We start from the raw sequence: 25,687 nt of genomic DNA on the forward strand, positions 1-25,687 counted from the left end.
CAGTCCGCCGTCACGGCGCCGCCGGGTCACACACGCCAATCTCCGGTTCGCCGAGGAGACGGCGAGCGAGGTCCAGGACGCCCGGGGCGTGTCTGCCTTCGAACCCCGCCGCGGCCGCCCCATCGAGCAAGGCCTTGTTGGCTTCGCCGATCCGGGTCCAGCTGAAGGCCTCCGCGTAGCGCCGGGTCTCCGTCCGGCTCGGCATGTTTCGACGCAGGAGGTCCAGCGCTTCCACCAGACCCTCCGGCGTGCGTCGGTTCATGAGCACGCCCGCTGCGCCCGACCGAATGACCTCCTCGGCGCCGTTGACGTTTGTCGCGACCACCGGCGTGCCGCAGGCCATCGCCTCGAGCAGCACGTTCGCCCAGCCCTCCCGCGAGGACGCCAGCACCAGGACGTCGGCCGCGGCATAGACGCTCGGCAGGTCGGCGTGCGCGACCTCGCCGAGGAAGCGGACGCGGCCGGCGACGCCCAGGCGCCTGGCATGAGCTTCTAGCGTCGCGCGCAGGGGGCCGCCCCCCGCGATCAGGAGATTGCAGTCGGGGCGTTTCGCGAGCCCCTCAAGGACCAGGTCGACTCCTTTTCGCGGGATAAGGCCGCCCACGCAGAGCAGCGTGAATCCGTCCAGCCCGAGGGCCGCGCGCGCGGCGGCCCGGTCTTGTGGGCGAAAAAGCCGAAGATCAACGCCATTGCGCAGGACCAGGGTCCGATCCTCGGGCGCGCCCAGGGCGATCAGCCGACGCTTCAGGTCGCCGCAGACCGTGACCATGGCGCTCGCCTGATGGGCCGCCCAGAGGATCCGCCGGCGGGCGCCCGTTTCGTCGGGGATCAGGGTGAGGTCCGTTCCTCGGCCGGTGATGATCACCGGCAGCCGAAGGGCCTGTCCCAGACGCGCGGCGGCGACGCCGTCCGGGTAGAAGTAGTGGGCGTCGATGACGTCGAACTGCTGGCCGGCCGCCTGCAGCTGGCGCGCGAGCGCGAGCCCGCGGCGAAAGAGCGCTTCGGGCGCATAGCCGGAGCCGACCTTCGGAATGACCAGGTAGCGCGGGTGCCAGACCTCGACGCCGTGCCGCACCTCGTGCCGCGGGACCCGGGCGAAGGTCGAGTAGCGGCCGAAAACTTCGTGGGACAGCGGGAAATACGGCGCCGGTGCAATGACGGTAGCCTCGATGCCGCCCCGCGCGATCGTGGCTCGGAGCCGGTTCTCGACGAACACCCCATGGTTCGGCTGAGCCGCGTTTGGATAGAGGGTCGAGAATACCAGGACACGGGTCACGCGGGAGCCTCTTGGAGCGGCGCACTCGTCCGGGATGTGGGGAGAATTTCCGGGCGCCCGCATTTCACAATGATGCATCGCCTGATCGACGCCCCGACCGCGCGCCCCGGCTGAGCGGCCGCTTTCATCGTCGACGACCCGAAAGGTGATCATTCGACAGGGCGGCGGTCCAGTTCGCCGAAGTTAATTGGCGTTAACCGTGGCGGGCCCGACGAGGCGCCGCCGTGAAGACATTCCAGAATTGTGGGATTTGGCCGTGAACATTTTTGGACATCACGCTCCTCGCCAATTCTGCGTCCTCGCTTGCCTGGACGTGGCAATGCTCCTGTCAGTCCTGCAGCTTCTGGACATCTCCCAACGATGCGTGGGGTGTTTCGCCGGACCCCTGGTGCAATTCGATCCGCCGGAGGCCTTTCTGCTGACCGCCGGATTGCTGCTCATCACGACAGCGGTCGGGCTTTACAACAACGATGCGGCCCAGAATCTCAGGATCATCCTGAAACGGTTCCTGGTGGCGTGGCTGATCATATTGGTGCCGTCCGTCGCGGTCATCGCCCTGACCAAGATCGCCGCTGGACTTCCCTTCAGCGAACTCGTTGGCGTCCTGTCGCTCGCCATCACCCTGTTCATGCTCATCATGCTGATGCTGCACGTGTTGCTGGGATGGTGGCTGGGGCTGTCGTTCATGAAACGACGGGTCCTGGTGCTCGGTGACGGTCCGGGCGCCGAGGCGGTGACAAGGTTCCTCATTGGGCCCGGTCGCGGCCACTTCCACCATTTGCAGACCATCCGCCACTGGCGGGCGCCGGAATGCGCCCCTCCCCGGATCGGCAACCTTCTGGTCGCCGTCCCGGCCCCTGAACGGGCGCCGCTTTCGATGCTCGCGGAGAGGCTGCGCACGGACGAGATCATCGTGGCGGTGGACGACCACGGAGGACTGCCGGTCGCCGAACTCATGGAGTGCAAGCTGCACGGCATGGAAGTGGTCGACGCGCTGATTTTCTGGGAGCGCGAGGCCGGCGTGATCGATTCCTCCAAGGTCGAACCGGGCTGGCTCACCTTCTCCAGCGGCTTCGTCTTCAATCACCGTCACCGCGTGCTCAAGCGCGCGCTCGATCTCGTCGTCAGCCTGGCCTTTCTGGTCGTCGCCCTGCCGGTGTGCCTGCTGACGGCCCTGGCCATCCGGCTGGAGAGCCGCGGGCCGATCTTCTATCGGCAGGAGCGCGTCGGCCTGGACGGACGGATCTTCAAGGTCTGGAAGTTCCGCAGCATGAGGACCGACGCCGAGCAGGACGGCGTGGCCCGCTGGGCGGCCTCCGCCGATGATCGGGTGACCCGTGTCGGCCGTTTCATCCGCAAGGTGCGGATCGACGAAATTCCCCAGGTCATCAACGTCCTGGTGGGAGAGATGAGCTTCATCGGCCCGCGGCCGGAACGCCCGGTCTTCGTCGAACAGCTTCGCGAGGTGCTCCCCAACTACGACCTTAGACATCGCATGAGGCCGGGCATCACCGGCTGGGCGCAGGTGAACTATCGCTATGGCGCGTCCATCGAGGACGCAAGACAGAAGCTCTCCTACGATCTCTACTATCTCAAGAAGAACGACGTCCTGCTCGACTTCGTGATCCTGGTGCAGACGATCCGCGTGGTCCTTTTCCCGGTCGGCGCCCGGTGACCCCCGCCCTGCAGTCAACAGACTTCGTTGCCTCGCCGGGGATCGAACCGACGCCGTGGTTCGACGGGCACGATGATCGCCCGCACCTGGTTCACGTCTTCCCCAGCTTCAATATCGGGGGCACCCAGGTGCGCTTCGCGGCGCTGGCCGCGGCCCTGCACGCGCGCTTTCGTCATACGGTGGTGTCGCTCGACGGCGACTACGGCGCCGCCGCGCTCGTCTCGCCTTGCGCGCCGGTGCTCTATGCCGATCCGGCGCCGCCGACCTCGGCGTCCTTGTCCGGGCGGCTGAGCCTCTATCGCGCCAAGCTCGCCGCGCTCAAGCCGGACGTGTTGGTGACCTACAACTGGGGAGCCATGGAGGTCGCCTTCGTCAACGCGTTCGGCGGTGTTCCGCACGTTCATATGGAAGACGGCTTTGGTCCGGAAGAGGCCGTCCGGCAGTTGTCGCGGCGGATTTGGGCGCGTCGGGTCGCGCTCGCCCGCAGCCACGTGGTCGTGCCCTCGCGGACGCTGCAGACCATCGCAACCGACACCTGGCGTCTGGCCCGGCGCAACGTCCAGCACATCCCCAATGGCATCGCCCCGCAGACCGACTACGTCACGCGCCTGGGCAGCCTGCGGCCGAAACTGCCGCGCGGGCTTCCGATGATCGCCTGGGTCGGCGCGCTCAGGCCCGAGAAGAATCCGCTTCGCCTGCTTCGCGCCTTCGCGCCGCTCAAGACGCGCGCCGCGCTTCTCCTGATCGGCGACGGGCCCGAACGGGACGCCATCGTGCGGGAAGGCGTGCGGCTCAAGCTTGGAGGGCGCCTGTTTCTTCTGGGGCGCCGGACCGACACACGGGACATCATCATGCAGTGTCAGATCCTGGCCCTGTCGAGCGACACCGAACAGATGCCGTTCGCTATCCTGGAGGCGATGGCCGCGGGGCTGCCGGTCGCCTCGACCGACGTCGGAGACGTTCGCGACATGGTGGCGGTGGAAAACCGGCCTTTCGTGGCGCCGCCGTCCGAGGCCGCCCTCAGCGACGCGTTGCAGGCCCTGATCGCCGACCCGGCGTTGCGGGAGCGCATCGGCCAGGCCAACCGCACCCGCCAGCGCGACCTCTACACCCTGTCCACCATGGTCGAAGCCTATGGCGCGCTGTTCGACAGGCTCAGCGTCCGGTCTCGCGCAAGGCGGTCCAGATGAGGCCGGAGCCACGCGTTTCCATCATCGTGCCGGCCTATGGCGTCGCCCACCTGCTCGGGGACGCCCTGGCCTCGCTCCAGGGGCAACACCGGCAAGATTGGGAAGCGATCGTGGTCGACGACGGAGCGCCCGACGACGTGGCCGCGGCGTTCGCGCGCTTCGCGGACGATCCGCGCTTTCGGCTGTTGCGGACCGACAACCGGGGGGTTTCCACCGCCCGAAACCGCGCCATCGCCGCGTCGACGGCGCCCTTCGTCGCGTTCCTGGACGGCGACGACCTCTACGACCCGACCTATCTGGAGCGCATGCTCGCGGCGATAGAAGCCGACGCCGGCCTGGCGTTCGTGAGTTGCGACGCGATCTGCTTCGGCGCGGGCGAGCGCGCGCCGCGGCGCTATTCCGCGACCTACGCCATGGCCGGGCCCGTTTCGCTGGAACGGGTCCTGAATCGCGAGATGAACATCTTCGTGGCCGCGATCCTCCGCCGGGGAGCCCTGGACGCGATCGGCGGCTTCGACGCAGGGTTGGTCGCCTCCGAGGACCTGGACCTGTGGATACGCCTGCTGGCGGCGGGATGGGGCGGAGCCGTTCTGGCCGAGCCGCTCGTCCGCTACCGCCGCCGTCGCGGTTCGCTGTCGTCGAGCGCCCGGCGCATTCTGGTCGGTTCCTGCACGGTCTATCGCAAGGCGTCCGCGGCCCTGGAGGGTCGGGCCGAGCAGGCGGTGGCCGACCGCATGCTCGCCTCTTGCGAACAGGCGTTGCGGTGGCTGGACGGCGAGACCCTGATCCTTGGCGGCGACGTCGCCGCGGGCCTGCCGCTGCTGGCGGGCGCCGAGCGGCGCTCCTGGCGCTGGCGCGTCGCCGTGGGCGTCATGCGACGAGCGCCCCGTCTGGCCGCCTTTCTGCTGCGGATCAGGCCTTGGCTGCCGGCCCCGAGCCGCGCCCCGGGCGGTGGCGGCCCTCCCGAGACGACGGGTCGCACCGACCGCGGAGCCTTGACCGCTCCGCTGCCCATCAAACGATAGGGTGAGGCGCCGGCGATCGATTAAAACAGTACAGCATTCGCTGAATTCCAGTGCGGGATCTTGTGGGACATGCCCATTACTAGCGACACCTCTCTCGGATTGAACGTAGAGATCCCTCAGAGAGAGCTCGTAAACTTGTATGGGTGCGTCATTGGCGATTTCACTCGCATAGGCGCATTCGTGGAAGTCCAGAAGCGCGCGAAAATCGGCGCGCGATGCAAGATTTCATCTCATAGCTTTATTTGCGAAGGCGTCGTCATCGAGGACGATGTCTTCGTCGGCCACGGGGTGATGTTCACCAACGACCTGTACCCGCGGGCGACGATCGCGGACGGCGGCTTGCAGACGGAAGCCGACTGGCGGGTCGTTGCGACCATCGTTCGACAGGGCGCCTCGATCGGTTCCAACGCCACGATCCTCGCCGGCGTCGTCATCGGCGAGGGCGCGTTGGTGGGCGCGGGGGCGGTGGTCACCCGGGACGTGGCCGCCCACGCCATTGTCGCCGGCAATCCCGCCCGGCCCCTGCGGGACGCGCGTCGCCCCGCGCAGCTCCGACCAGCACAGGAAATCCGCACATGATCGGCGTCGCGGTGATCGGTTACGGCTATTGGGGCCCCAATCTGGCGCGGTGCTTCGCCGAGACGGACGACTGCCGCCTGGTCGCCATCGCGGATTCGTCGCCCGCCGGCCTGGCCCGCGCCGGGAAGCGCTACCCCCATGCGCGTCTGTTGGCCGATTGGCGCGAAGCCTTGGCCGATCCGGAGATCGATGCGATCGCGATCGCGACCCCCGTGCGGACCCATTATGAGATCGCCCGCGCGGCGTTGCAGGCCGGCCGGCACGTGCTGGTCGAAAAGCCGATGACCGAGAACTCCGACCAGGCCCGCCAACTGATCGAGATGGCGGAGCAGCGCGGCCTGACCCTGCTGGTCGACCACACCTTCGTCTATTCCAGCGCCGTGCAGAAGATGAAGGAGCTCATCGCGGCCGACGATCTGGGGCAGATCTATTACTACGACTCGACCCGGATCAACCTGGGTTTGTTCCAGCGCGACGTGAACGTCATCTGGGACCTGGCGGTGCATGATCTGGCGATCCTGCAACATGTTCTCGACAGCCCGCCCACCGCCATTTCCGCCAACGGAATCAGCCATGTGCGCGGGGCGCCCGAGAACATGGCGCAGATCACGCTCTATCTGGAAAGCGGCGCGGTCGCCCACCTGAACGTCAATTGGCTGGCGCCGGTGAAGGTTCGGCGGGTGCTGGTCGCCGGAACCCGAAAGATGATCGTCTGGGACGATCTCGAGCCCAGCGAGAAGATCAAGGTCTACGATCGCGGCGTCAGTCTGACCGCCGACCCCGAAGAGATCTACCAGATGCTGGTCAGCTATCGGATCGGCGACATGTGGGCGCCGCGGCTGTCCACCGCCGAGCCGGTCCTCACCGAGACGACGCACTTCATCGCCTGCATCAAGGACGGCCTGACTCCGATCACGGATGGCCGCCTGGGCCTCCAGGTCGTGGAGATGCTCGAGGCGGCGACCCGTTCGATGAGCATGCGCGGCCATCCCGTCGAGCTGAATCCTCAGCGGAGAGCGTCATGATCCCGTTTCTCGATCTCAAGCTTCAGCACGGCGCGCTCGAGCCCGAGCTCGCCGAGGCCGCGCGCCGCGTGATCGCCAGCGGCCAGTTCGTCCTGGGCGAACACAACGCAGCGTTCGAGGCGGCCTTCGCGGCGTTCTGCGGCTGTCCCCATGCCGTCACGGTCAACACCGGAACCTCGGCGCTGCACCTGGCCCTGCTCGCGGCCGGCGTCCGGCCGGGCGACGAGGTGATCACCACGCCCTCGACCTTCGTCGCCACCGTGGCCGCGATCCAGTACGCCGGGGCGACCGCCCGGCTTGTCGACATCGATCCCGAAACCTGGACGATGGATCCGGCGCTGCTCGAAGCCGCTATCACGCCGCGGACGAAGGCGATCGTTCCAGTGCACCTGCATGGGCGCCTGGCGGACATGGCTCCGATCATGGCGATCGCCCGCGCCCACGACCTGACCGTGATCGAGGATGCAGCCCAGGCGCACGGCGCCGAACTGGACGGACGCCGCGCCGGCGCCATTGGCGACATCGGCTGCTTCAGCTTCTATCCGGGCAAGAACCTCGGGGCGTGCGGCGAAGGCGGCGCCGTCACTACGCACCGCGCCGACCTAGCCGCCCGCGTCCGGCTGTTGCGGGACTGGGGGCAGGAACGGAAATACCTGCACGTCGAAAAGGGCTTCAACTATCGGCTGGATGAACTCCAGGCCGCCCTGCTGAACGTCAAGTTGCCGCATCTGCAAAGCTGGACGCAGATGCGCCGCCACGCCGCGGCGCGCTACGACCGGAACCTGGCCGGCGCGGGCGTCCAGCAGCCCGCGCCGCCACGGGGCCGCAACCACGTCTACCATGTGTACGCGGTCCGGGTTTCCGATCGCGACACCGTGCGCGCCAAGCTCGCCCCCGACGTCGGAACCAACATCCACTATCCGATCCCGGTGCATCTGCAGCCGGCCTATGCGGACCTCGGCTACGGGCGCGGCGACTTCCCGGCCAGCGAACTGCTGGCGGACGAAACCCTTTCGCTGCCGATGTTTCCCGGCATCACGGACGAGCAGGTGGACGCGGTCTGCGACGCCCTGCGTGACGTGTGCAAGGCGCGTTCGTCGCTTCACGGAAAGGCCGCCTGATGGGCCCCGCACGCATCGCCAGGGCCGTTCACGGCCGGGGGGCGGTCCGCCCCGATCCGGCCTTCGAGATCGCGTTCGCCCAGGATCTGGCGCACCGCTGCGCGCCATCCGAGATCATGGCCCTGTTCCGCCGCTTCAATCAGGGCGAGGACCATATCGATTTTCTGATGCGGCGAACCTGCGTCCGCGCTCTGGCCAGGCGGTGCGGGTCCGGCCTTCGGATCGAACCGGGCGTCGGCCTGCGCCATGTCGAGACGTTCGAGATCGGCGATGGCGTGGTGATCGGCGAACAGGTCGTGATCCATGGCCGGTTCGACGGCAGGTGCGAGATCGGGAGCAAGGTCTGGATCGGCGCGCAGGCCTTTCTCGACGCCCGCGACCTGGTGATCGGCGACAATGTCGGCTGGGCGCCAGGCGCCAAGGTGCTCGGCTCGAAACATTCCGGCCTGCCGATTGACGTGCCGATCATAGCGACGGACCTCCTCATCCCGCGGACCGTCGTCGAGGATGACGCGGATATCGGCATGAACGCCATCCTGCTGCCCGGCGTCACGATCGGCCGCGGGGCGATCGTCGGGGCCGGCGCCGTCGTCACCAAGGACGTGCCGGCCTTCTCGAAGGTGGCGGGCTGTCCGGCCCAGGTGATCGGCTACCGAGACGGCCGCGAGGTCTTGGCGGAGGCCTCGCAATGACCCGTCCCCTCTACGACCTGTCGGGCCGTAAGGTGCTCGTCACGGGCGGCGCCGGTTTCATCGGCAGCCGCACGGTCGATCATCTCCTCATGGCCGGCGCCGGCGAGATCGTCGTGGTCGACGACATGGTGCGCGGCCGGCGCGACAATCTCGCCCTTTCGCTCGCGAGCGGCCGCGTTCGCCTGGTGCAGGGCGACATCTGCGATCGCGCGCTGATGAACGATCTGGTGAGCGGGTCGGACACCGTTTTCCATCTGGCCGCGCTGCGCATCACCCAATGCGCGGCCGAGCCGCGCCGCGCCATCGAGGTGATGGTCAACGCCACCTACGACCTCCTGGAAGCGTGCGTCGAGGCGAAGGTGCGGAAGGTCGTCATGGCCTCGTCGGCGTCGATCTATGGCATGGCCTCGTCGTTCCCCACCCGCGAGGACCACAACCCTTACGCCAACCGCACGCTCTACGGCGCGGCGAAGACCTTCGGCGAAGGCCTGCTGCGGACCTTCAACGACATGCACGGGCTGGACTATGTCGCGATGCGCTATTTCAACGCCTATGGCCCGCGCATGGACGTCCATGGCCGCTACACCGAAGTGCTGATCCGCTGGATGGAGCGCATCGACGCAGGGCTGCCGCCGATCGTCTTCGGCGCCGGCGATCAGACCATGGACATGGTGCATGTGGACGACATCGCCCGCGCCAACCTGCTCGCGGCGCGCGCGCCGGCGAGCGACCTCGTGCTCAATATCGGCAGCGGGGAGGAAACCAGCCTGGCCCGTCTGGCGGAGCTGACCACCCAGGCGATGGGCGGCAAGGGCCTGATGCTGGTGCATGAGCGGGAGCGCGCCGTGAACCCGGTGCCCAAGCGTCTCGCGGACATTTCCCTGGCCATGGAGCGGATCGGCTTCGCGCCGAAGGTCTCCCTCGAGGATGGCCTGCGCGGCCTGGTCGCCTGGTGGCGGACGGAAAAGTCCAAGGCCGCGGCCACGAAAGGAGAGGTGGCATGATCCCGATCACGAAACCCCTGCTCGATGAATCCGAGGCCCAGGCCGCGGCCCAGGCCGTCCTGTCCGGCTGGCTCAGCCAGGGCGCGCAGGTCGCCGCCTTCGAGGCCGAGTTCGCACAGCGGGTGAGGGCGCCCTACGCCTGCGCGGTCTCGAACTGCACGACGGCGCTTCATCTGGCGCTGCTGGTCGCCGGCGTCGGCCCCGGGGATGAGGTCATCACCGTCAGTCACAGCTTCATCGCCACCGCCAACGTGGTGCGGCAATGCGGCGCCACGCCCGTGTTCGTCGACATCGATCCCGCCACATACAATCTGGACCCTGAACTGCTCGCCGCCGCCATCAGCGTGCGGAGCAAGGCCATCCTCTGCGTGCATCAGGTCGGCCTGCCCTGCGACCTCCGGCGCATCCTGTCGATCGCGGGCGCGCATGGCCTGGCGGTCATCGAGGATGCGGCCTGCGCCATCGGCTCGGACATCCGTCTCGACGGAGCCTGGGCGCCGATCGGCGCGCCGCACGGCGACGTCGCCTGTTTTTCCTTCCATCCACGCAAGGTGATCACGACCGGCGAAGGCGGCATGCTGACGACCCGGCACGCCGACTGGGATCGCCAGTTCCGGCTGTTGCGCCAGCACGGGATGAGCGTGCCCGATACAGCGCGCCATCACGCCAGCGATGTCGTGTTCGAAGAATACCCGGTCAGCGGGTTCAACTACCGAATGACCGACGTCCAGGCCGCGATCGGCCGTCGGCAGCTTGAACGTCTGCCGGACATCGTGGCGCGCCGCAGGGCGCTCGCCGCCGCCTACGACCGCATGCTGGCCGAAGTTCCGGGCGTGAGGATTCCGTGCGAGCCGGCCTGGGCGCGCGGCAACTGGCAGAGCTACTGCGTCCGCCTTCCCGACGGCGTGGACCAGCAGCGGATCATGCAATCGATGCTGGACGGCGGGGTGGCCACCCGGCGCGGCGTCATGTGCTCGCACCTGGAGGCGCCCTACGCGGGGATGGGCGTCGGATCGCTACCCCATTCCGAACAGGCGCATCGCCGCTGCATCCTGCTGCCCCTCTATCCGCAGATGACGCAAGGCGACCAGCACGAGGTCGTGGACGCTCTGCGCCTCGCCCTGGTCGCCGAACGCTGGGCGGCCAGCGCGCCGCGCGAAGTGGCCTGAGATGACGTGCGCGCTTCCCGTCGACTGGACCTTCCGATGACCGCCGCGACCTTGCCCAAGCCCGATCACCTGTCCATCGACATCCGCCCGGGCAGAGCCCTGGGCAAGCTGGAGCTGGGGGAGCTCTGGCGGTACCGCGAGCTGCTCTATTTCCTCATCCTGAGGGAACTCAAGATCCGGTACCGGCAAGCGGCGATCGGCGCCGCATGGGCCCTGATCCAGCCCATCATGACCGTGGCGATCTTCAGCGTGGTGTTCGGCCATTTCGCGAAGATGCCGTCGGGCGGCGTGCCCTATCCGATTTTCGCCTTCACCGCCGTCCTGCCCTGGATGTACTTCGCCGAGGCCGTTCGCCGTGGTTCGACCGGTCTGGTCGCCGATTCCGATTTGATCCGCAAGATCTACTTCCCCCGGTTGCTTGTTCCGCTCGCCATGGTGGCCGCGCCGCTGATCGATTTCGCCGCGGGATTTGTTGTGCTCCTGGTGATACTTGCCTTCTACCAAGTGCCAATCACCCTATACATTCTTCTCTTGCCATTATTTCTTCTGGTGGCCCTCAGCCTCTCGCTGTCCGTGGCGCTTTGGCTTGGACCTTTGAGCGTTCGGTTTCGCGATGTCATGCATGCGCTGCCGTTCGCCATCCAGGTCTGGATGTATGCGTCGCCCATTGCCTATCCGATGGCCATCGTTCCCGAGCGCTGGCGGCTTCTCTACAGCCTCAACCCGATGGTCGGGGTGATCGAAGGCTTCCGCTGGGTGCTCCTGCGTGACGGCCACCCGGATTTCAGAGCGATCGCCATCAGCTGCGTGATCATCTCGGCCTGCCTGGTGGGCGGCTTGGTCTACTTCAAGAAGATGGAGCGCTCCTTTGCGGACGTCATCTGATCCGGCGGATTCGATCGCCATCGAGGCGCGGGGACTTGGCAAGAAATATCGGCTCCAGGGTCGCGGCCGGCGGCACGACACGGTTCGTGACATCCTGGCCTCCGCCTTCACCGCCGCGCTCAAGGGCCGGCGTGAGCCCAACCGCCCCGCCGAGAGCTTCTGGGCGCTTAAGGACGTCTCGTTCCAGATCCGGCACGGCGAGAATGTCGGCGTTCTCGGCCTCAACGGCGCGGGCAAGAGCACCTTGCTGAAGGTGCTTTCGAGGGTGACGGCCCCGACCACGGGACAGGCCCGCATCCATGGCCGCCTGGGGTCGCTGCTCGAAGTCGGCACGGGCTTTCATGGCGAGCTGACCGGGCGCGAGAACATTTTTCTCTACGGCGCGATCCTCGGCATGAAGAAATCCGAGACGGAGCGGAAGTTCGAGGAGATCGTCGCCTTCGCCGAACTCGACGAGTTCATCAACATGCCGGTGAAACGCTATTCGAGCGGCATGTACGTTCGCCTGGCGTTCGCCGTCGCCGCCCACCTGGAACCGGACATTCTGCTCCTGGACGAGGTCCTGTCGGTCGGAGACCTGCCCTTCCAGCGAAAGTGCATGGAGTTCGCGCGGAACCTGCAGAAGCGGCGCGCGACGATCATTCTGGTGTCCCACAACATGTTCAGTATCAAGAGCATGTGCGACCGGGTCATCTACCTTCGTGGCGGGCGCGTTCAATTCGACGGTCCGACGGAAAAAGGCGTCGAACTCTACGAGGCTGATTGCCGGCTCAGCGCGGTGCCCTGGGCGAGCCACGAGGCCGCCGACTGGCCGATCGCCATCACCGATGTCAGGGTGATGGACGAGGCCCACGCGCCAAGGGCCATATTCGACCACGGCGAAAGAATGCGGGTGCGGGTCGACTACACCACGACCCGGTTCGTGGACGCCCCTAATTTCGTGATTTCGATCATGCGGTCGGACGGCGTCGCCTGCTGCTGCTACAGCACCGAGCTGGACGGGATTGTCGTCACCCCCTCGTCGGGGCGTGGCGCGATCGAGTTGCTCACGCCGCCGCTCGCCCTGATCTCCGAGCACTACAGGATCGAGATCCTCGTGCGCGAAAAGGGCTTCCAGAAGCTGATCTGCGCCCAGGGCGGCGGCTCCTTCCACGTAAGGCACCCGATGCTGGACACGCACTTTGGCGTGTTCCACGAGCCTGGAGCGTGGGAACAGGAAGACGGCCGGCGACCGGCGACCCTCCGGACCATCGCCATGGGGGCGGGGTCGTGAAACCGGCCGGCGTCGACGTCATCGTTCCCTGCTACAACTATGGCCGTTACCTGCGGCGGTGCGTGGCGAGCGTTCTGCGGGAAACGCGAATTCCGATCCGCGTTCTGATCATCGACGACGCCTCGAGCGACGGTTCGGCGGCGCAGGCCCGCGAGATCGCCGCGGAGGATGACCGGGTCGAGGTCATCGCCCATCGCGTGAACCAGGGCCACATAGCCACTTTCAACGAAGGCCTCGGCTGGGTGCGGGCGGACTATCTGCTGCTCCTCTCGGCCGACGACCTGGTGGCGCCCGGGGCGCTGGCGCGGGCGGTCGGGCTGATGGAAAGCCATCCAGACGTCGCCTTCGTGCACGGCCGCGCCATCCGATTCTCGCAAGAGGATGAACTCGATCCGTTCCCCGAAAGCGTTGACGCCGACGGCGCGGCGATCCTCAGGGGCGTCGACTTCATCGGCGACCTATGCGCCCGCCCGATCAACCTGGTCGAGACCGCCACCGTGGTCGTGCGCAGCAGCATCCAGAAGCGGATCGGCGGCTACCGCCCCCATTTGTTGCATTCGGGCGATCTGGAGATGTGGTTGCGCTGCGCCGCCCACGGAAGCGTCGGCGTGATCGGCGCGGTCCAGGGCTATGTCCGCCTGCACGCCAACAATATGCGCGACAGGTACAAGGGCCCCGCGGACTACCAACAGCGATACGAGGCCTTCGTTGATTTCTTCGATCACAACTCGGCGGTGGTCGCCAACGCCCCGCAACTGAAACGTCAGGCCCTGAGGGCGCTTGCCCGTCAATTGGTGGGCGATGCCTCGAACGCCCTCGACAATGGGCGGCGCTACGCATGGATGATCGCGCGGGCGCGGGAGATCTGGCCTGGGGTTCGCTGGACGAGATCCTATTGGAGGCTGGCCCTCAAGGGGATCGTCGCGCCCCTCCTGGCGCGCGGGCGGTGGAAGGGGGCGCCAAAGCCCGCGGATACGGGACCAACGCCGTGAAAACCGCTCCGAACGCGACGTCCCCGCCGCCCGCGGGGCGCACGCCCGGCGAACAGGCCAGGGCGGCGGACAGGACGATCACGGTCCTGTTCTGCTGCGACCCCGGTTACTACCAGCACCTGGCCGTCGCCCTGGTTTCATTGCTGCTGAACAACGCGAGCAACTTCCTGGACGTACACCTGATATCGAGCCGCCGAGACTCTGCCCTGGAGTCGAAACTGACCGGCTCATTAGGTGGACACGACAACTTTCGACTTCGGGTCCACTACTGGAATAACGATCAACGTCTATACACGTCGCATCACATAACGATGGAAACCTATACGAGGCTGTTTGCGGCAACCATACTGGACGACGCCATAGACAAGATCCTTTATCTGGACTCGGACCTGATCGTCGTGGACGACCTGATGAGCTTATGGCGAACGGACATTCGGGATTACGTCCTGGCCGCCGTTCCAGATCCCTTCGGCCTGTGGCGCCGGGAGACTCTGGGCATGCCCCGCGAGGGTCCCTACGTGAACGCCGGCGTCCTCCTGCTGAACCTGGCCCGGTGGCGCTCCGAGGATCTGACAAGGCGGCTCGCCGATTTCATCGCGCGAGAAGGCGATAATCTCGTCTTCCATGATCAGGACGCGATCAACGCGATCCTGCATGCCGCGACCAAGGTCCTGCCTTACCGCTGGAACCTCCAGGCCAGGATGCTTCGCCCCCGCCGGCTGACGTCGCTCGCCGATCATGCCGCGATCCAGCGGGCCGCGCAGTCGCCGGCGATCATTCACTACACGTCGGCCCGGAAGCCCTGGCTGTTCGTGGCGGCGACGCCGGGGAAGCAGCTTTACCGCCACTATCTTCGCCTCACCGCGTGGCGCACGGCCAGGCCGATCGGCAGGAGCTGGTCGCGTCTGCCGGAATACCTGGCCAATCACGCCCTGGACCTTCTCGGATCCGACTATACGTGGGAGCGGGTTTTGCGAAGCACCACCGTCGGCCGCATCATCGACAGGTCCGCCCGCCTGCTCGCGACGGGCCGAGCTCACTAGAGCCCCAACCTGTCAAATGACCCGGCCGCCGCGGCCGCCGGGCGCCACGCTGGCCTGAGCGCCCCCGCCTGGGCGTAGCGCCGCCAAGCCTGTTGTCGCGCTGGCGTTGTCGGGAGCGTCGGATCAGACATGCGTTGGGTTTTGCTCGTCATCCTTCTGTTGGGGTTCGCGCCCTGCGCGCCCGCCGCGGCCCAGCCGTTCAAGGGCGAAGCCGCGAGATTTCGCATCACGAACGACGCCGACAGCGCCACCACCAAGCGGATCGTCTCTTTCGGCCAAGTCTTCCGGCGCGGCCAGGTGAGAGCGAGTTCGCGCCTGACGGTCAAGCTGGGAGGCGCGATCGCGCGGTCGCAGATGGACGCCAAGGCCTTGTACCCCGACGGCTCCGTGCGCCACGCGATCATCACCATCCAGGCGCCGGGCATGGCGGGAGGGGGGACGCTCGACGGCGTCATCGCAACAGCGGCCGACGGACTGCCGCCGGCGGTGGCGGCCCCTCCGCGGCCCGTGCCGAACGTCCAGCTGGCGTTGACCTTCCATCCTCGCCCCGATCGGGTCGAGACCTTCAACATCGATCTGCGGAACCTCGCACAAGCCGCTGGCGGCGGTGGCGCGAGGCCTTGGCTCAACGGTCCGCTGGTGCTGGAAAGACGCTACGCCTCCGAGCGAATGCACGGCGTCCAGGTGGTGTTCGACGTGTGGACCCCGGCGGTGGGCGCGCCCCGCGTGGATGTGATCTTCCACAACGACATCGCGCAGAACCCGGACATTTCGACCCAGGTCTATGATGCGAGGCTGAGTATTGATGGGACGCTGGCCTACCGGGTCCAGGGCGTCGCGCACTATCCCTATGCGACCTGGCACAATGTGATCTGCGCCGACAAAGCGCCGCCGCCGCGGGTCACGCTGGACCTCGAACTGCTGATCGCCACCGGCGCCGTGCCGCGCTATGCCCGTTTCCAACCGGATCGGAGCGCCACCGACGCCGTTCACAAGTTGGCGACCCGCAACGATCGGCCGCTCGGGTCGGCGAGCGTCACGCCCTACATGCCCGCCACCGGAGGACGTTCGGACATCGGGCCGCTACCCGCCTGGGCGGTGTTCTACCTCCTCGATCCGTCGCGGGAGAACCAGGAAACGCTTCTGGCCAACGCCGACGCGGCGGGATCCATCCCCTGGCATGCCCGCGACGTGCGCACTGGCGGCCCGATCGACATCGACCAGCACCCCCTGGTCTGGCTGGACAGGCGCGGCGTCGCGGCGCCGGGCGTGCTGGGCCGGCGGTACGAGATCCGCGACACGCGCTGGCAGCCCGACGACGCCCATCAACCGTCGCTCACCTACCTGCCCTATCTGCTCACGGGCTCGCAGTACTATCGCGATGAACTCGCGATGCAGGCGGGCTTCGACCTTCTGTCGATGAATCCGGAGTATCGCGGCCAGGCGGCGGGCATCCTGCTGGGGTCCCAGGTCCGCGCCGTCGCCTGGTCCCTGCGAACGCTGGCCAACGCGGCCTACATCCTGCCCAGCGACAGCCCCTTGCCGCACTATTTCGAAGCCAAGCTCAAAGGCAATCTGGACGAGATCGTGCGCCGGTACGTGAAGGGCGACGAACTGGCCGCCGCCGGCGACCTGCGCGGCTACCTGCCGGGCCCCTACGCCCAGGAAGGCGCCACGCCGCCGTGGCAGAGCGACTACCTGGTGATGGTGCTCGGCTGGATTGACAGCATGGGCTACCCGCAGGCGCGCACCATCATGGTCTGGATGACCAATTTCGTGGCCGGCCGCTTCACCAACGACAAGCGTGGGTACGACCCGATCTACGGCACCCCGTATTTTCTGTTCGTGGCCGACCCGAAGTCGACGCGCCTGTTCTCGACCTGGCCCGAGGCCTTCAAGGCCACGTTCGATCCGGTGCGCCAGCCCGTGACCACACTCGACTATCCAGATTGGGCAGGAGGCTACGCCGCGCTCGCGCGGGCCTCGCTCGTCTCGATCATCAACGCGACCGGGTCCGCCCAGGCCCGGCAAGCCTACGGCTTCGTGAGGGCCCAGACCCCGCTGATGGACGCCAGCTATCCCAAAGAGCCCGCCTTCGCGATCGCTCTCGCCACCCCTGTCCAGGACTAGGCCCAGCATGGATCAGCGCCCGCTCCGCATCCTCTACCACCACCGGATCGCCGCGTCGGACGGCATGCGGGTCCACATCACCGAAGTCGTCGCCGCCCTCAGAAGCCAGGGACACCTGGTGTGCGTCGTGGGGCCCACCTCGGCCGATGAGGCCCAGACGGCGGGCGCCAGCAGCCAGCTCGAACGCGCCACGGACCTGTTGCGCCGGCGGCTTCCGCCCGCGGTGTTCGAGCTTCTGGAGCTGGCCTACAACATACCGGCCTATCTGAGGCTGCGAAGCCATGCGCGCGCGTTCAGGCCGGACGTGCTCTACGAACGCTACAACCTCTTCCTGCTGGCCGGCCTTCTGCTGCGCAGGCGTCATCGCCTGCCGATGCTGCTGGAGGTGAACTCCCCCCTGGCGGCGGAGCGCGGTTCCTTTGGCAAGCTGCAATTGACGTCCGTGGCGCGCGCCTGCGAGACGGCGCTCTGGCGAGGGGCGGACGCGGTTCTGCCGGTGACCGAAGTGCTGGCCGCCGAGGTGCGGCGCGCCCGCGTCGGACCGGAGGGGGTGCACGTGATCGCCAACGGCGCGGATCCGCGGCGGTTTCCGGCGGCCGGCGCCAGCGCGCGCCTGCGTCGGGACCTCGGCTTGCCGACCGCCGCCGTGGTGCTGGGCTTTGTCGGCTTCGTCCGCGACTGGCATGGCGTGGGCTGGGCCGTGGAGGCGTTGCCGCGGCTTCCGCCGGAGGTTCACCTGCTGATCGTCGGGGACGGCCCCAGCTTGCCGCACCTGCAGGCGCGGGCCGAGGCGCTGGGCGTGAGCGCGCGCCTGCACTGTGTGGGCCGCGTGCCGCACCCGCGGGTGGCCGCCTACACGCAGGCCTTCGACATTGCGTTGCAGACCGCTTCGACCCCTTACGCATCACCGTTGAAGCTCTTCGAATACATGGCCCTGGGCCGCGCCATCATCGCGCCCGACCAGCCGAACATCCGCGAGGTGTTGGCCGACGGCCGCAACGCCCTGCTGTTCACGGTGGGTTGCCAGGCGTCCTTCGCCGCGGCCCTGCTGCGGTTGTGCGGAGACATCGCGCTTCGCCGCGAACTCGGCGCCGAAGCGCGGCGCACGGTCGAGCAGACGCCCTACACCTGGGCGCACAACGCCGGCCGCATCGCGGCGCTGGCGCGCGCCGCTCGGACGACGAGAGCATTTTCAAGCGAAGTGGGCTCCGGTTCGCGCAAAGAAAATGCGCAAAAACAAAAACCTAGAGCTCCGGCCTGACGCAGTCAGGACGGAAGATGCTCTAGAACGGGCGTCCCGGCCGGCGTTGGGCGGCCTTCCATCTCGGTTCCGCACGGCTGACATCGAGCGCCTCCGACACCGGCGGATCGAGGGGCGCGCCGCGTTGGGGGGAGGCCTTCCACTTCGGAGCGGCGTCCACCGGAGCGCCCCTGCCCGACTTCATGCCGAGCAGCCCCGCGTCGGCGGCGCCCTCGCCCGCGTCCGCCCGCTGGTAGACCCACCACGCCACCGCCAGCAGGGCGATGATCTCCAAAGCGAACAGAATGCCGGTCATGTCGGGTCTCCTGGGCCTATTGCCCGACAATGCGCCCATGCCCGCACGCGCAAATGACATTCGTGCCCCGGCAATCGGGGCGGCGGCGTCCACATCCGCGTGGCCGGCGCGGGAAAGCGGCCCGAGGACCATCATTTGCCGCAGAGCGGCAGCGTGCCCCAGCGCAACTTGTGGCGCATGCGAGGCCCTCCATGCGCGATCTGATCCTCCTGGCCGCTCTGATCGGCATCATACCGATGATCCTGCGCGCCCCCATCGTGGGCCTCGTGGCCTGGCTCTGGATCGCGATGATGAACCCCCAGCGCGAAGTCTACGGCTTCCTCATGGGCTTCCCGCTCAACTTCCCGATCGCCGTGCTGACAGGCCTGGCGTGGATCATTTCCAAGGAGCGCAAGCTGGTTCCGCTGAACCCGTTCACGGTGTTCATCGGCCTCTTCGCGCTGTGGGCCTGCCTGGCCACCTACCTCGCCCTGGATCGAACATACTCGCTGACGATCTGGAGCCGCGCGATCAAGACGATCGTCCTGGTCCTGGCGGTCGCGACGCTGGCCAACACCAAGGCGCGCATCCAGGCGGTGCTTTGGATCTGCGTGGCTTCGCTCGGCTACTACGCCGTCAAGGGTGGCGGCCATATGCTGCTGACCGGTGGGGGGCAGCGCGTCTACGGCCCCGATGACACGATGATCGCGGACAACAATTCGCTCGCCCTGGCCCTGGTCATCGCGCTGCCGCTGATGAACTACTTGCAGGCGACAAGCCGCAGCCCCCTGGCCCGCCTGACGGGCCTGACCGTCCTGGGCTTCTCCCTCCTGACGATCATCGGCACCTATTCCCGCGGCGCCTTGCTGGCGCTGGGCGCGGCGGCCGTGGCCTATGCCTTGAGAACCCGGGCCGCGGCCAAGTTCGTGGTGGTGGGGGTGGTGATGGCGGCGGCGCTGCCAAGCGTCGTGCCGTCGAGCTGGTTCGAGCGGATGTCCACGATCCAGACCTACAGCGAAGACGCCTCGTTCGAGGGCCGGGTCGCGGCCTGGGTCACCAGCGTCAACATCGCGACCGCGCGTCCGCTCACCGGCGGCGGGTTTTCCGCCGTCGAGCTCGATCCGGTCGCGCGGCAATTCCAGTCGCCGGGCAGCCTGAGGGCTGGCCGGGCGGCGCACAGCATCTACTTCCAGGTGCTGGGCGACACGGGGTTCGTGGGCCTGGCTCTCTACCTGCTGATGATCGCGGCCGCCGCTCTCAACACGATCCTCGTGCTCGCGGCGACGCGCGACCGTCCGGACCTTGCCTGGGCCAACCTGCTGGCGCGGATGCTTCAGGTGAGCATCGTGGCCATGCTGGTCGGGGGCGCGGCGCTCTCGATGGCCTATTACGACGGCTTCCTCGTGCTGCTGGCGATCACGGCCTCGCTGCACCGGGTCGTGCGCGGGTCCGCGCCTCAGGCCGCCACGGCCGTCGCCACCCCGTGGAAGCGATCCACGGCGGCGCTAGCGCTTCGCGCAGCGCAGAAATAGAGCCATAGAAAATATCCTTTGAGTGAAGGTTATCGGTAAATACATCTAGAATTTCCCTTACAAATCTAAGGTGTGAGCGTCACATAGCACTCATTTCTGATTTCAAAAGGTGAAATCATGACGGTTCTCATCACGGGTGGCGCTGGATATATTGGCAGCCACATGGCCCTGGCGCTACTGGAGCGAGGCGAAGATGTCTGTGTGCTCGATAATATCTCGACTGGAATTAGGTCTCTGGTTCCCGACGCCGCGCATTTCTTCCAGGGCGATATCGCCAACCAAGAGCTGGTCCAGTGGATTCTCGCCGACCACGACATAGACACGGTCCTGCACTTCGCGGGTTCGACCGTCGTCCCCGACTCTGTCGAAAATCCGCTGCTGTACTATGAGAACAACACGTCCAAGACGCGCCACCTGCTGGAGGCCTGCGTCCGGAGCGGCGTAAAGCACTTCATCTTCTCGTCGACGGCCGCCATCTACGGCGCTTCCCACGAGGCGGTGATCGGGGAGGATGCCGCCAAGTCGCCGGCCAACCCCTACGGTCGCTCCAAGCTCATGACCGAATGGATGCTGCAGGACACCGCCCGCGCGACGGGCCTGGACTATATCGCTCTGCGCTATTTCAACGTCGCCGGCGCCGACCCGCTGGGTCGGTCGGGACAATCAACGCCCAAGGCGTCGCACCTCGTCAAACGCGCCTGCCAGGCCGCGCTTGGGCTCCTGCCCTATATCGGGATTTTCGGCGTGGACTACGAAACGCCGGACGGCACCGGCGTAAGGGACTATATTCACGTCAGCGACCTTGTCGCCGCGCATGCCCTCGCGCTTGGCCACCTGCGTTCGGGCGGCGTGTCTGGCGCTTTCAACTGCGGCTACGGGCACGGCTTCTCCGTCCGGGAGGTGATCGGGGCCGTCGAGAACGCCGCCGGCCACCGGCTGGCCGTGCGGGAGTTTCCCCGGCGGGCGGGAGATCCGCCGATCGTCGTGGCCGATCCGACGCGCCTCAAGACCCAGCTGGGGTGGATCCCGTTGCATGAGACGCTGGAGAAAATCGTCGGGGACGCGCTGGCCTGGGAGCGTCGCTTGAGCGCCGCCTGAAACAAGGCCCACGGCGTCCCTGGCGGGATCTGGTACGAAGCGTTCGCGAAATCCCGACGGCTGGCTCCGACGAGGGGTCCGGCCATGGGGTGGCGCGGGGCGAGGCCGCCCGGATCGCCAAGGCGTCGACATCGACGCCGAAGCTCTCCGTATGCACGTGACGCACACCTAGGCCTGGCAGGCCCCTGCCGGGCGAGGAAGGATCGTCGATGGTTTTTGAACACCCCTCGGCCGCGCTGCTATCGGGCTACGACCGGGGGGGCCTGGCGCCGGGCGCGGCGCTGGCGGTGGTCGCGCATCTGGGCCTCTGCCGACAATGCAGGCTGACCCTGAGGTGGATGGCCGGTCGGCGTTCGACGGCGGCGCCCTCGCCGAATGTTCCCGACGGCGGGCTGGCGGCCGCGCGTGGCCGCCATGCGGCGCCTTCAGCGGCTGGACCGCTCCCCCGCGCCCTGAGGCGCATAGCGGTCGGGCGTTGGCGTGGGGCCGGCCGGGGTGTCATGAGCGCGCCGCTCCGGGGCGTCAGCGGCCTTGGCGAGTCCGTCCATCTGCTCAGGGTCGCGCCGGGAGCGTCGTTCGTCCTGCCGGACGCGGCGGAACTCCTTCTGGTGGCGACGGGCGCCATCCGGGTCGGCCTGAGCCGCTATGCCGGCGGCGACTTCCTGGACCTGGCCGAGGCGCGCGCGTCACACGCCACGGCCGACGCCCGGACCGGCTGCCTCTGCCTCGTGGTGGGGGACGATGAACTGTATCGGACCCATCCCTGAGCGGGCCCAGCGTCCGCACGCCTCCCGCTCCCAGCCCAGGACGCGCCCTAGGCTGACAAGTTCCGCTTCGGGGCCGGGATGGCGCGACCCATGCGATCCTCGCCCGCGCACAGCGGCAACGCGTCGAACTCCAGATCGTCGGCCTCCGATCGATAGCATGACGCCGCCGCCAGCCTTGGCCGATTCCTCAGCGTCACGGATCCGGCCTTGATACAGACCCAGCCCTCCTTGCGCAGGCCCTTCAGGGTGCGGTTGATGTGCACCACGCTGAGCCCCAAAGCGTCCGCGAAGACTTCCTGGGTCAGGGGTATCTTGAACGTCTCGCCATGAACCAGGCCGACGCGGTCGAGCCGCTCATGGAGCTCGAGCAGAAGGTGGATCACCCTTTCCTTCGCCGAGAGCCGCCCCATGCGCATGAGGTGATCGTAGAGGCGCTGCTCCCTTTGAAGCGCCGCCTCCCGGCCGGCGGCGTCGACGGTCAGCTGCGACCCTCGGTTCACGACCTCGAGCCGCGTGAGCGCGACGACGCCGCAGGCGCCGACACTTCCAGCTCCGCGCGCCTCGATGGCGTCGCCGGGGAGAAGAAACGAGAAAATCTGCCTCCGGCCGTCAGGGAGGATCCGCAACTCGCAAGCCCAGCCCGAGACGATGATCAGCTGTTTTTCAGGACCGCTGCGCTCGCCCTGCCGAACCTGCGACCCTGCGTCGTAATGCTCGACGCGGCGCCAGAATGCGCGGACACGCTCAACGTCTGAGATCTTTCCCGACCCAACATCACCCAGGGTAGATACCTGGAATGATGACTGGTTAACAAAATACGCCTCGCCTTCCATCAGCAGCCCTCACTTGTATTATTTATTATTGATTTTTACTATGTGAATATCGGTACTAATAGTGATCATTACATAAGTATTTTCTTCTCTATGAAGTTTGTATTATGTAATGATTTACCAATCTTAACAGTGAACTCGATGAGTTATTTGTCAATACATCATTCGATGGGTACAGGGGCGACGACTCAGTGGGACTGGCGAACCTTCCATGACCGGGGAACGCCCGTGGCCGACCCACCGCCCACTGAGGTCGCATACCTTGCGGCCTAGCCATCGCCGCCCGGGGCGCGGGCAAATCGCCCGGCGAGGAGATCATGCCCGGGTGATCCCCGACCGTGCGCCCTGACGAGCAAGGCCTGAACCCGGCGCCGCTTGGCGTGCCCGACGTTCGCCCCGACGTCGCCGAACTCTACCTCCGGCAGGTCGACCGGCTGGCCGAGGCGCTGAACGATCCCGGGGACCGCGCGGAGGCGGCGACGGCGGCAGGTTCGGCACGGATCCGGAGCCGCTCAAATGGCGATCGGTGCGCCTTGGGGTATGACAAGAAGGATGGTCGCATCCTCTGGTGGCGCCGCCCCGGATCTCGAGACCCAATACACTGATGATTCGCGAACACTGTTCTCCGAAGTGCAAGAACAGTGTTCACCTGAGGTCTACGAACACTGTTCTCTGAGGTGTTCGAAGAATAGGCGCGGATCCACTGCGGCATTCTGACGCGTCGCCACGTTCCAACCGCTACAGGTCTAAAAGCTCGGGTTGCAAAGCTTTGCAGCAGGAGACTCTCGCCGCCATCGAGGCGGCTTTCCGAAGCTGCCCAAGCGATCTGTTTGTCGTGAAGGCGCCATAACGCTCGGATCCCGGTGTCCGCGCGGCATCAGAATGTTGCAATCGAGATACACGGCCCGGCAGTCAGAGGTTGTTTAAAATCAATGGATTGGGGCCGGCCGGCCCTCATTCAGGCCGCACCGCCGCCCCAATTGGCCCAGCATTGGGGCTCTGGAGGGCGGGGGCGCCGTCAAGCAAGAATGGAAGCCGAATGACCACACTCACGGTCGGCCAAGGCCAGCAATACTCGACGATCAGCGCTGCGGTGAATGCGTCCCATGATGGGGACGTCATCCAGGTGCAGGCAGGGACGTACACGAACGATTTCGCGACCATCAACACCAAGATCACCCTGCAAGGCGTAGGCGGGATGGTCCACATGGTGGCGACGGGCGACATCCCCAACGACAAGGGCATCCTGATCGTCAACACCGACGCCACGATCGACCACTTCGAGTTCTCGGGAGCCCAGGGGGCGAGCGGCAACGACGCCGGCATCCGCTATCAGGGCGGCGCGCTGACCCTGACCAACGACTATTTCCACAACAATCAGAACGGCCTGATGGGCGGCGGCGTCGTAGGCGGCACCATCACCATCATCAACAGCGAGTTCGCCAACAACGGGGCCGGCGACGGCTACACCCACAACCTCTATGTCGGCGACATCGCGAAGCTGACCATCAGCGACAGCTACTTCCATGACGCGGTGGTCGGCCACGAGATCAAGAGCCGCGCCGCCGAGACCGTCATCACCAACACGCGGATCATCGATGACTACTCCACCTCGAGCTACAGCGTCGATCTGCCGAACGGCGGCAAGGTGACGCTGAGCGGCAACTTCATCCAGCAGGGCCCGAATGGCGACAATCCCAACATCGTCGCCTACGGCGCCGAAGGTGTGACGCATACGGTCAACTCGCTGACCATGACCGGCAACACCGTGCTCAACGACATGGGCAGGGGAACGCTGGTGTTCGACGCCAGCGGCACCTCGGCCACGCTGGACGGGACGAAAGTGTGGGGGCTCAGCGACAGCCAGCTGGCGTCCAGCTCGGCGGTGAAGGTCACCAACACCACGCACCTGTCCACCGAACCGACGCTCGACATCTCGCATCCCTGGGCGACCAGCACCCCGACGCCGACGCCGATCCCCGAGCCGACTCCGACGCCGACGCCGACGCCCACGCCCACGCCCACGCCGACCCCGACCCCCACGCCGACCCCCACGCCGACGCCGAGCCCGACGGGCATCAACTGGTCGGGCGGTGGCCGCGGTGACGTGAAGTCCGGCGGCCTGGGCAATGACAGCCTCTCGGGCAACGGGGGCGCCGACAAGCTCTCGGGTCTGGCGGGCGATGACACCCTGTCGGGCGGCTCGGGCAATGACACCCTGCTGGGCGGTTCCGGCAACGACAGCCTGTTGGGCGGTTCGGGCAATGACTTCCTGCTCGGCGGGACCGGCAACGACCGGCTGGCCGGCGGCGGCGGCAACGACGTCTACAAGTTCGAAACCGGCGGCGGCCACGACACCGTCATGGGCTTCGCCGCGCACAACTACTCCGGCGCGGAACGCGACCACTTCGACGTTTCGGGCCTTGGCGTCCATTCGTGGGACTACGCCTCCGCGATCCACATGACCGACACGTCGGCCGGCGTGGTGATCTCGGTGGGCGACATGGACATGCTTGTCTCCGGCATGCATGCGTCCAGCTTCAGTGCGGCCGACTTCCTCTTCGCTTGATCCAACACGCCCGCCGCGCCGGGAGCCTGCTACGGAGCGGGACGCCAGGCGCGGCGGGCGCACGAACGGCCCTTCGGGTCGGAAGCGGACACCTGCTTCCGACCCACGCCTTCGGCGGATCTTCGCATTGACGACGGATCTCCCGCCATTGACCGCCGACGGGGCCGCCCGGCGTGCCGGCCTACGCCCCAGGGCAGCGTGTCCGTCTGCTCGGTCGTAGCAGATTTGGATTTATCCCCCTGGCCACAGCCGCCCGCTCATGGAGCGTCTGAAAGGC

Annotated in this window: 22 protein-coding genes; 19 read left to right on the forward strand and 3 right to left on the reverse strand. The window is 66.9% G+C overall.

The features are described 5' to 3' along the window. Positions 1 to 10: 10 nt before the first annotated feature. Complete coding sequence (locus ASD47_RS11595) at positions 11 to 1,276, reverse strand: glycosyltransferase family 4 protein (RefSeq protein ID WP_056756155.1); 1,266 nt, start codon at positions 1,274 to 1,276, stop codon at positions 11 to 13. Positions 1,277 to 1,595: 319 nt separating this feature from the next. Between ASD47_RS11595 and ASD47_RS11600 the strand changes: the two genes are divergently transcribed. The 15 genes from ASD47_RS11600 (at position 1,596) to ASD47_RS11670 (ending at position 18,340) form a co-directional block, all read left to right on the forward strand. After that, positions 1,596 to 2,951: a TIGR03013 family XrtA/PEP-CTERM system glycosyltransferase gene (locus tag ASD47_RS11600; protein WP_082564584.1), complete on the forward strand. Its 1,356-nt coding sequence runs from the start codon at positions 1,596 to 1,598 to the stop codon at positions 2,949 to 2,951. After that, complete coding sequence (locus ASD47_RS11605; RefSeq protein ID WP_056756158.1) at positions 2,948 to 4,141, forward strand: glycosyltransferase family 4 protein; 1,194 nt, start codon at positions 2,948 to 2,950, stop codon at positions 4,139 to 4,141. Before ASD47_RS11600 ends, ASD47_RS11605 begins: the two co-directional genes overlap by 4 nt. Next, positions 4,138 to 5,166, forward strand: a complete 1,029-nt coding sequence (locus ASD47_RS11610; protein WP_056756163.1) for a glycosyltransferase family A protein — start codon at positions 4,138 to 4,140, stop codon at positions 5,164 to 5,166. Before ASD47_RS11605 ends, ASD47_RS11610 begins: the two co-directional genes overlap by 4 nt. 69 nt (positions 5,167 to 5,235) lie before the next feature. Next, the gene (locus ASD47_RS28035; protein ID WP_056756280.1) at positions 5,236 to 5,745 is read left to right on the forward strand and encodes an acyltransferase; all 510 of its coding nucleotides are present in this window, start codon (positions 5,236 to 5,238) and stop codon (positions 5,743 to 5,745) included. Then, entirely contained in the window at positions 5,742 to 6,770 is a 1,029-nt protein-coding gene (locus ASD47_RS11620) for a Gfo/Idh/MocA family protein (protein ID WP_056756166.1), read from the forward strand. Before ASD47_RS28035 ends, ASD47_RS11620 begins: the two co-directional genes overlap by 4 nt. Continuing rightward, positions 6,767 to 7,891 (forward strand): DegT/DnrJ/EryC1/StrS aminotransferase family protein, encoded by a 1,125-nt coding sequence (locus ASD47_RS11625; protein ID WP_056756169.1) that lies wholly within the window; start codon positions 6,767 to 6,769, stop codon positions 7,889 to 7,891. The genes ASD47_RS11620 and ASD47_RS11625 overlap by 4 nt, the downstream gene beginning before the upstream one ends. After that, positions 7,891 to 8,583 carry a DapH/DapD/GlmU-related protein gene (locus tag ASD47_RS11630; RefSeq protein WP_056756173.1) on the forward strand — a complete coding sequence of 231 codons (693 nt, stop codon included), beginning with the start codon at positions 7,891 to 7,893 and terminating at the stop codon, positions 8,581 to 8,583. The genes ASD47_RS11625 and ASD47_RS11630 overlap by 1 nt, the downstream gene beginning before the upstream one ends. After that, positions 8,580 to 9,587 (forward strand): NAD-dependent epimerase/dehydratase family protein, encoded by a 1,008-nt coding sequence (locus ASD47_RS11635; RefSeq protein ID WP_056756176.1) that lies wholly within the window; start codon positions 8,580 to 8,582, stop codon positions 9,585 to 9,587. The genes ASD47_RS11630 and ASD47_RS11635 overlap by 4 nt, the downstream gene beginning before the upstream one ends. Beyond that, positions 9,584 to 10,756, forward strand: a complete 1,173-nt coding sequence (locus tag ASD47_RS11640) for a DegT/DnrJ/EryC1/StrS aminotransferase family protein (protein WP_056756179.1) — start codon at positions 9,584 to 9,586, stop codon at positions 10,754 to 10,756. Before ASD47_RS11635 ends, ASD47_RS11640 begins: the two co-directional genes overlap by 4 nt. A gap of 36 nt (positions 10,757 to 10,792) precedes the next feature. After that, positions 10,793 to 11,641: an ABC transporter permease gene (locus ASD47_RS11645; protein ID WP_056756182.1), complete on the forward strand. Its 849-nt coding sequence runs from the start codon at positions 10,793 to 10,795 to the stop codon at positions 11,639 to 11,641. Beyond that, complete coding sequence (locus ASD47_RS11650) at positions 11,625 to 12,914, forward strand: ABC transporter ATP-binding protein (RefSeq protein ID WP_056756184.1); 1,290 nt, start codon at positions 11,625 to 11,627, stop codon at positions 12,912 to 12,914. The genes ASD47_RS11645 and ASD47_RS11650 overlap by 17 nt, the downstream gene beginning before the upstream one ends. Continuing rightward, positions 12,911 to 13,906 carry a glycosyltransferase family 2 protein gene (locus tag ASD47_RS11655; protein WP_056756187.1) on the forward strand — a complete coding sequence of 332 codons (996 nt, stop codon included), beginning with the start codon at positions 12,911 to 12,913 and terminating at the stop codon, positions 13,904 to 13,906. The genes ASD47_RS11650 and ASD47_RS11655 overlap by 4 nt, the downstream gene beginning before the upstream one ends. After that, complete coding sequence (locus ASD47_RS11660) at positions 13,903 to 14,949, forward strand: glycosyltransferase family 8 protein (protein ID WP_056756190.1); 1,047 nt, start codon at positions 13,903 to 13,905, stop codon at positions 14,947 to 14,949. The genes ASD47_RS11655 and ASD47_RS11660 overlap by 4 nt, the downstream gene beginning before the upstream one ends. 129 nt (positions 14,950 to 15,078) lie before the next feature. Next, positions 15,079 to 17,079, forward strand: coding sequence for a hypothetical protein (locus tag ASD47_RS11665; RefSeq protein ID WP_156402219.1), 2,001 nt, complete (start codon positions 15,079 to 15,081; stop codon positions 17,077 to 17,079). 7 nt (positions 17,080 to 17,086) lie between these two features. Beyond that, positions 17,087 to 18,340 (forward strand): glycosyltransferase family 4 protein, encoded by a 1,254-nt coding sequence (locus ASD47_RS11670; RefSeq protein ID WP_056756194.1) that lies wholly within the window; start codon positions 17,087 to 17,089, stop codon positions 18,338 to 18,340. Between the two features lie 22 nt (positions 18,341 to 18,362). Here ASD47_RS11670 and ASD47_RS11675 read toward each other — a convergent pair whose 3' ends face one another. Next, positions 18,363 to 18,635, reverse strand: coding sequence for a hypothetical protein (locus ASD47_RS11675; RefSeq protein WP_056756198.1), 273 nt, complete (start codon positions 18,633 to 18,635; stop codon positions 18,363 to 18,365). Positions 18,636 to 18,826: 191 nt separating this feature from the next. Between ASD47_RS11675 and ASD47_RS11680 the strand changes: the two genes are divergently transcribed. The 3 genes from ASD47_RS11680 to ASD47_RS26640 all read left to right on the forward strand — a co-directional run bounded on the left by ASD47_RS11680 (position 18,827) and on the right by ASD47_RS26640 (position 22,011). Further along, on the forward strand, positions 18,827 to 20,146 hold the full coding sequence (locus ASD47_RS11680; protein ID WP_056756201.1) for a putative O-glycosylation ligase, exosortase A system-associated: 1,320 nt from the start codon (positions 18,827 to 18,829) through the stop codon (positions 20,144 to 20,146). A 117-nt stretch (positions 20,147 to 20,263) separates the two neighbouring features. Further along, positions 20,264 to 21,244: a UDP-glucose 4-epimerase GalE gene (gene galE, locus ASD47_RS11685; protein WP_056756203.1), complete on the forward strand. Its 981-nt coding sequence runs from the start codon at positions 20,264 to 20,266 to the stop codon at positions 21,242 to 21,244. Between the two features lie 500 nt (positions 21,245 to 21,744). Continuing rightward, the gene (locus ASD47_RS26640; protein ID WP_056756207.1) at positions 21,745 to 22,011 is read left to right on the forward strand and encodes a hypothetical protein; all 267 of its coding nucleotides are present in this window, start codon (positions 21,745 to 21,747) and stop codon (positions 22,009 to 22,011) included. Between the two features lie 47 nt (positions 22,012 to 22,058). On the opposite strand, the gene ASD47_RS11695 is transcribed toward ASD47_RS26640, so the two are convergent. After that, entirely contained in the window at positions 22,059 to 22,844 is a 786-nt protein-coding gene (locus tag ASD47_RS11695) for a Crp/Fnr family transcriptional regulator (protein ID WP_056756210.1), read from the reverse strand. Between the two features lie 1,036 nt (positions 22,845 to 23,880). Here ASD47_RS11695 and ASD47_RS11700 point away from each other — a divergent pair. Continuing rightward, positions 23,881 to 25,410, forward strand: a complete 1,530-nt coding sequence (locus ASD47_RS11700) for a calcium-binding protein (RefSeq protein WP_056756213.1) — start codon at positions 23,881 to 23,883, stop codon at positions 25,408 to 25,410. The last annotated feature ends 277 nt before the right edge of the window (positions 25,411 to 25,687 follow it).

It is taken from the genome of Caulobacter sp. Root1472 (assembly GCF_001426985.1).
In the GTDB taxonomy this organism is placed as follows: Bacteria; Pseudomonadota; Alphaproteobacteria; order Caulobacterales; family Caulobacteraceae; genus Caulobacter; species Caulobacter rhizosphaerae.

Bases quoted from the DNA above. Each gene is read 5' to 3' on its own strand.
- ASD47_RS11600 (WP_082564584.1), top strand. From the start codon at position 1,596: ATGCTCCTGTCAGTCCTGCAGCTTCTGGACATCTCCCAACGATGCGTG.
- ASD47_RS11610 (WP_056756163.1), top strand. From the start codon at position 4,138: ATGAGGCCGGAGCCACGCGTTTCCATCATCGTGCCGGCCTATGGCGTC.
- ASD47_RS28035 (WP_056756280.1), top strand. From the start codon at position 5,236: ATGCCCATTACTAGCGACACCTCTCTCGGATTGAACGTAGAGATCCCT.
- ASD47_RS11620 (WP_056756166.1), top strand. From the start codon at position 5,742: ATGATCGGCGTCGCGGTGATCGGTTACGGCTATTGGGGCCCCAATCTG.
- ASD47_RS11625 (WP_056756169.1), top strand. From the start codon at position 6,767: ATGATCCCGTTTCTCGATCTCAAGCTTCAGCACGGCGCGCTCGAGCCC.
- ASD47_RS11630 (WP_056756173.1), top strand. From the start codon at position 7,891: ATGGGCCCCGCACGCATCGCCAGGGCCGTTCACGGCCGGGGGGCGGTC.
- ASD47_RS11635 (WP_056756176.1), top strand. From the start codon at position 8,580: ATGACCCGTCCCCTCTACGACCTGTCGGGCCGTAAGGTGCTCGTCACG.
- ASD47_RS11640 (WP_056756179.1), top strand. From the start codon at position 9,584: ATGATCCCGATCACGAAACCCCTGCTCGATGAATCCGAGGCCCAGGCC.
- ASD47_RS11645 (WP_056756182.1), top strand. From the start codon at position 10,793: ATGACCGCCGCGACCTTGCCCAAGCCCGATCACCTGTCCATCGACATC.
- ASD47_RS11665 (WP_156402219.1), top strand. From the start codon at position 15,079: ATGCGTTGGGTTTTGCTCGTCATCCTTCTGTTGGGGTTCGCGCCCTGC.
- ASD47_RS11670 (WP_056756194.1), top strand. From the start codon at position 17,087: ATGGATCAGCGCCCGCTCCGCATCCTCTACCACCACCGGATCGCCGCG.
- ASD47_RS11675 (WP_056756198.1), bottom strand. From the start codon at position 18,635: ATGACCGGCATTCTGTTCGCTTTGGAGATCATCGCCCTGCTGGCGGTG.
- ASD47_RS11680 (WP_056756201.1), top strand. From the start codon at position 18,827: ATGCGCGATCTGATCCTCCTGGCCGCTCTGATCGGCATCATACCGATG.
- galE (WP_056756203.1), top strand. From the start codon at position 20,264: ATGACGGTTCTCATCACGGGTGGCGCTGGATATATTGGCAGCCACATG.
- ASD47_RS26640 (WP_056756207.1), top strand. From the start codon at position 21,745: ATGAGCGCGCCGCTCCGGGGCGTCAGCGGCCTTGGCGAGTCCGTCCAT.
- ASD47_RS11695 (WP_056756210.1), bottom strand. From the start codon at position 22,844: ATGGAAGGCGAGGCGTATTTTGTTAACCAGTCATCATTCCAGGTATCT.
- ASD47_RS11700 (WP_056756213.1), top strand. From the start codon at position 23,881: ATGACCACACTCACGGTCGGCCAAGGCCAGCAATACTCGACGATCAGC.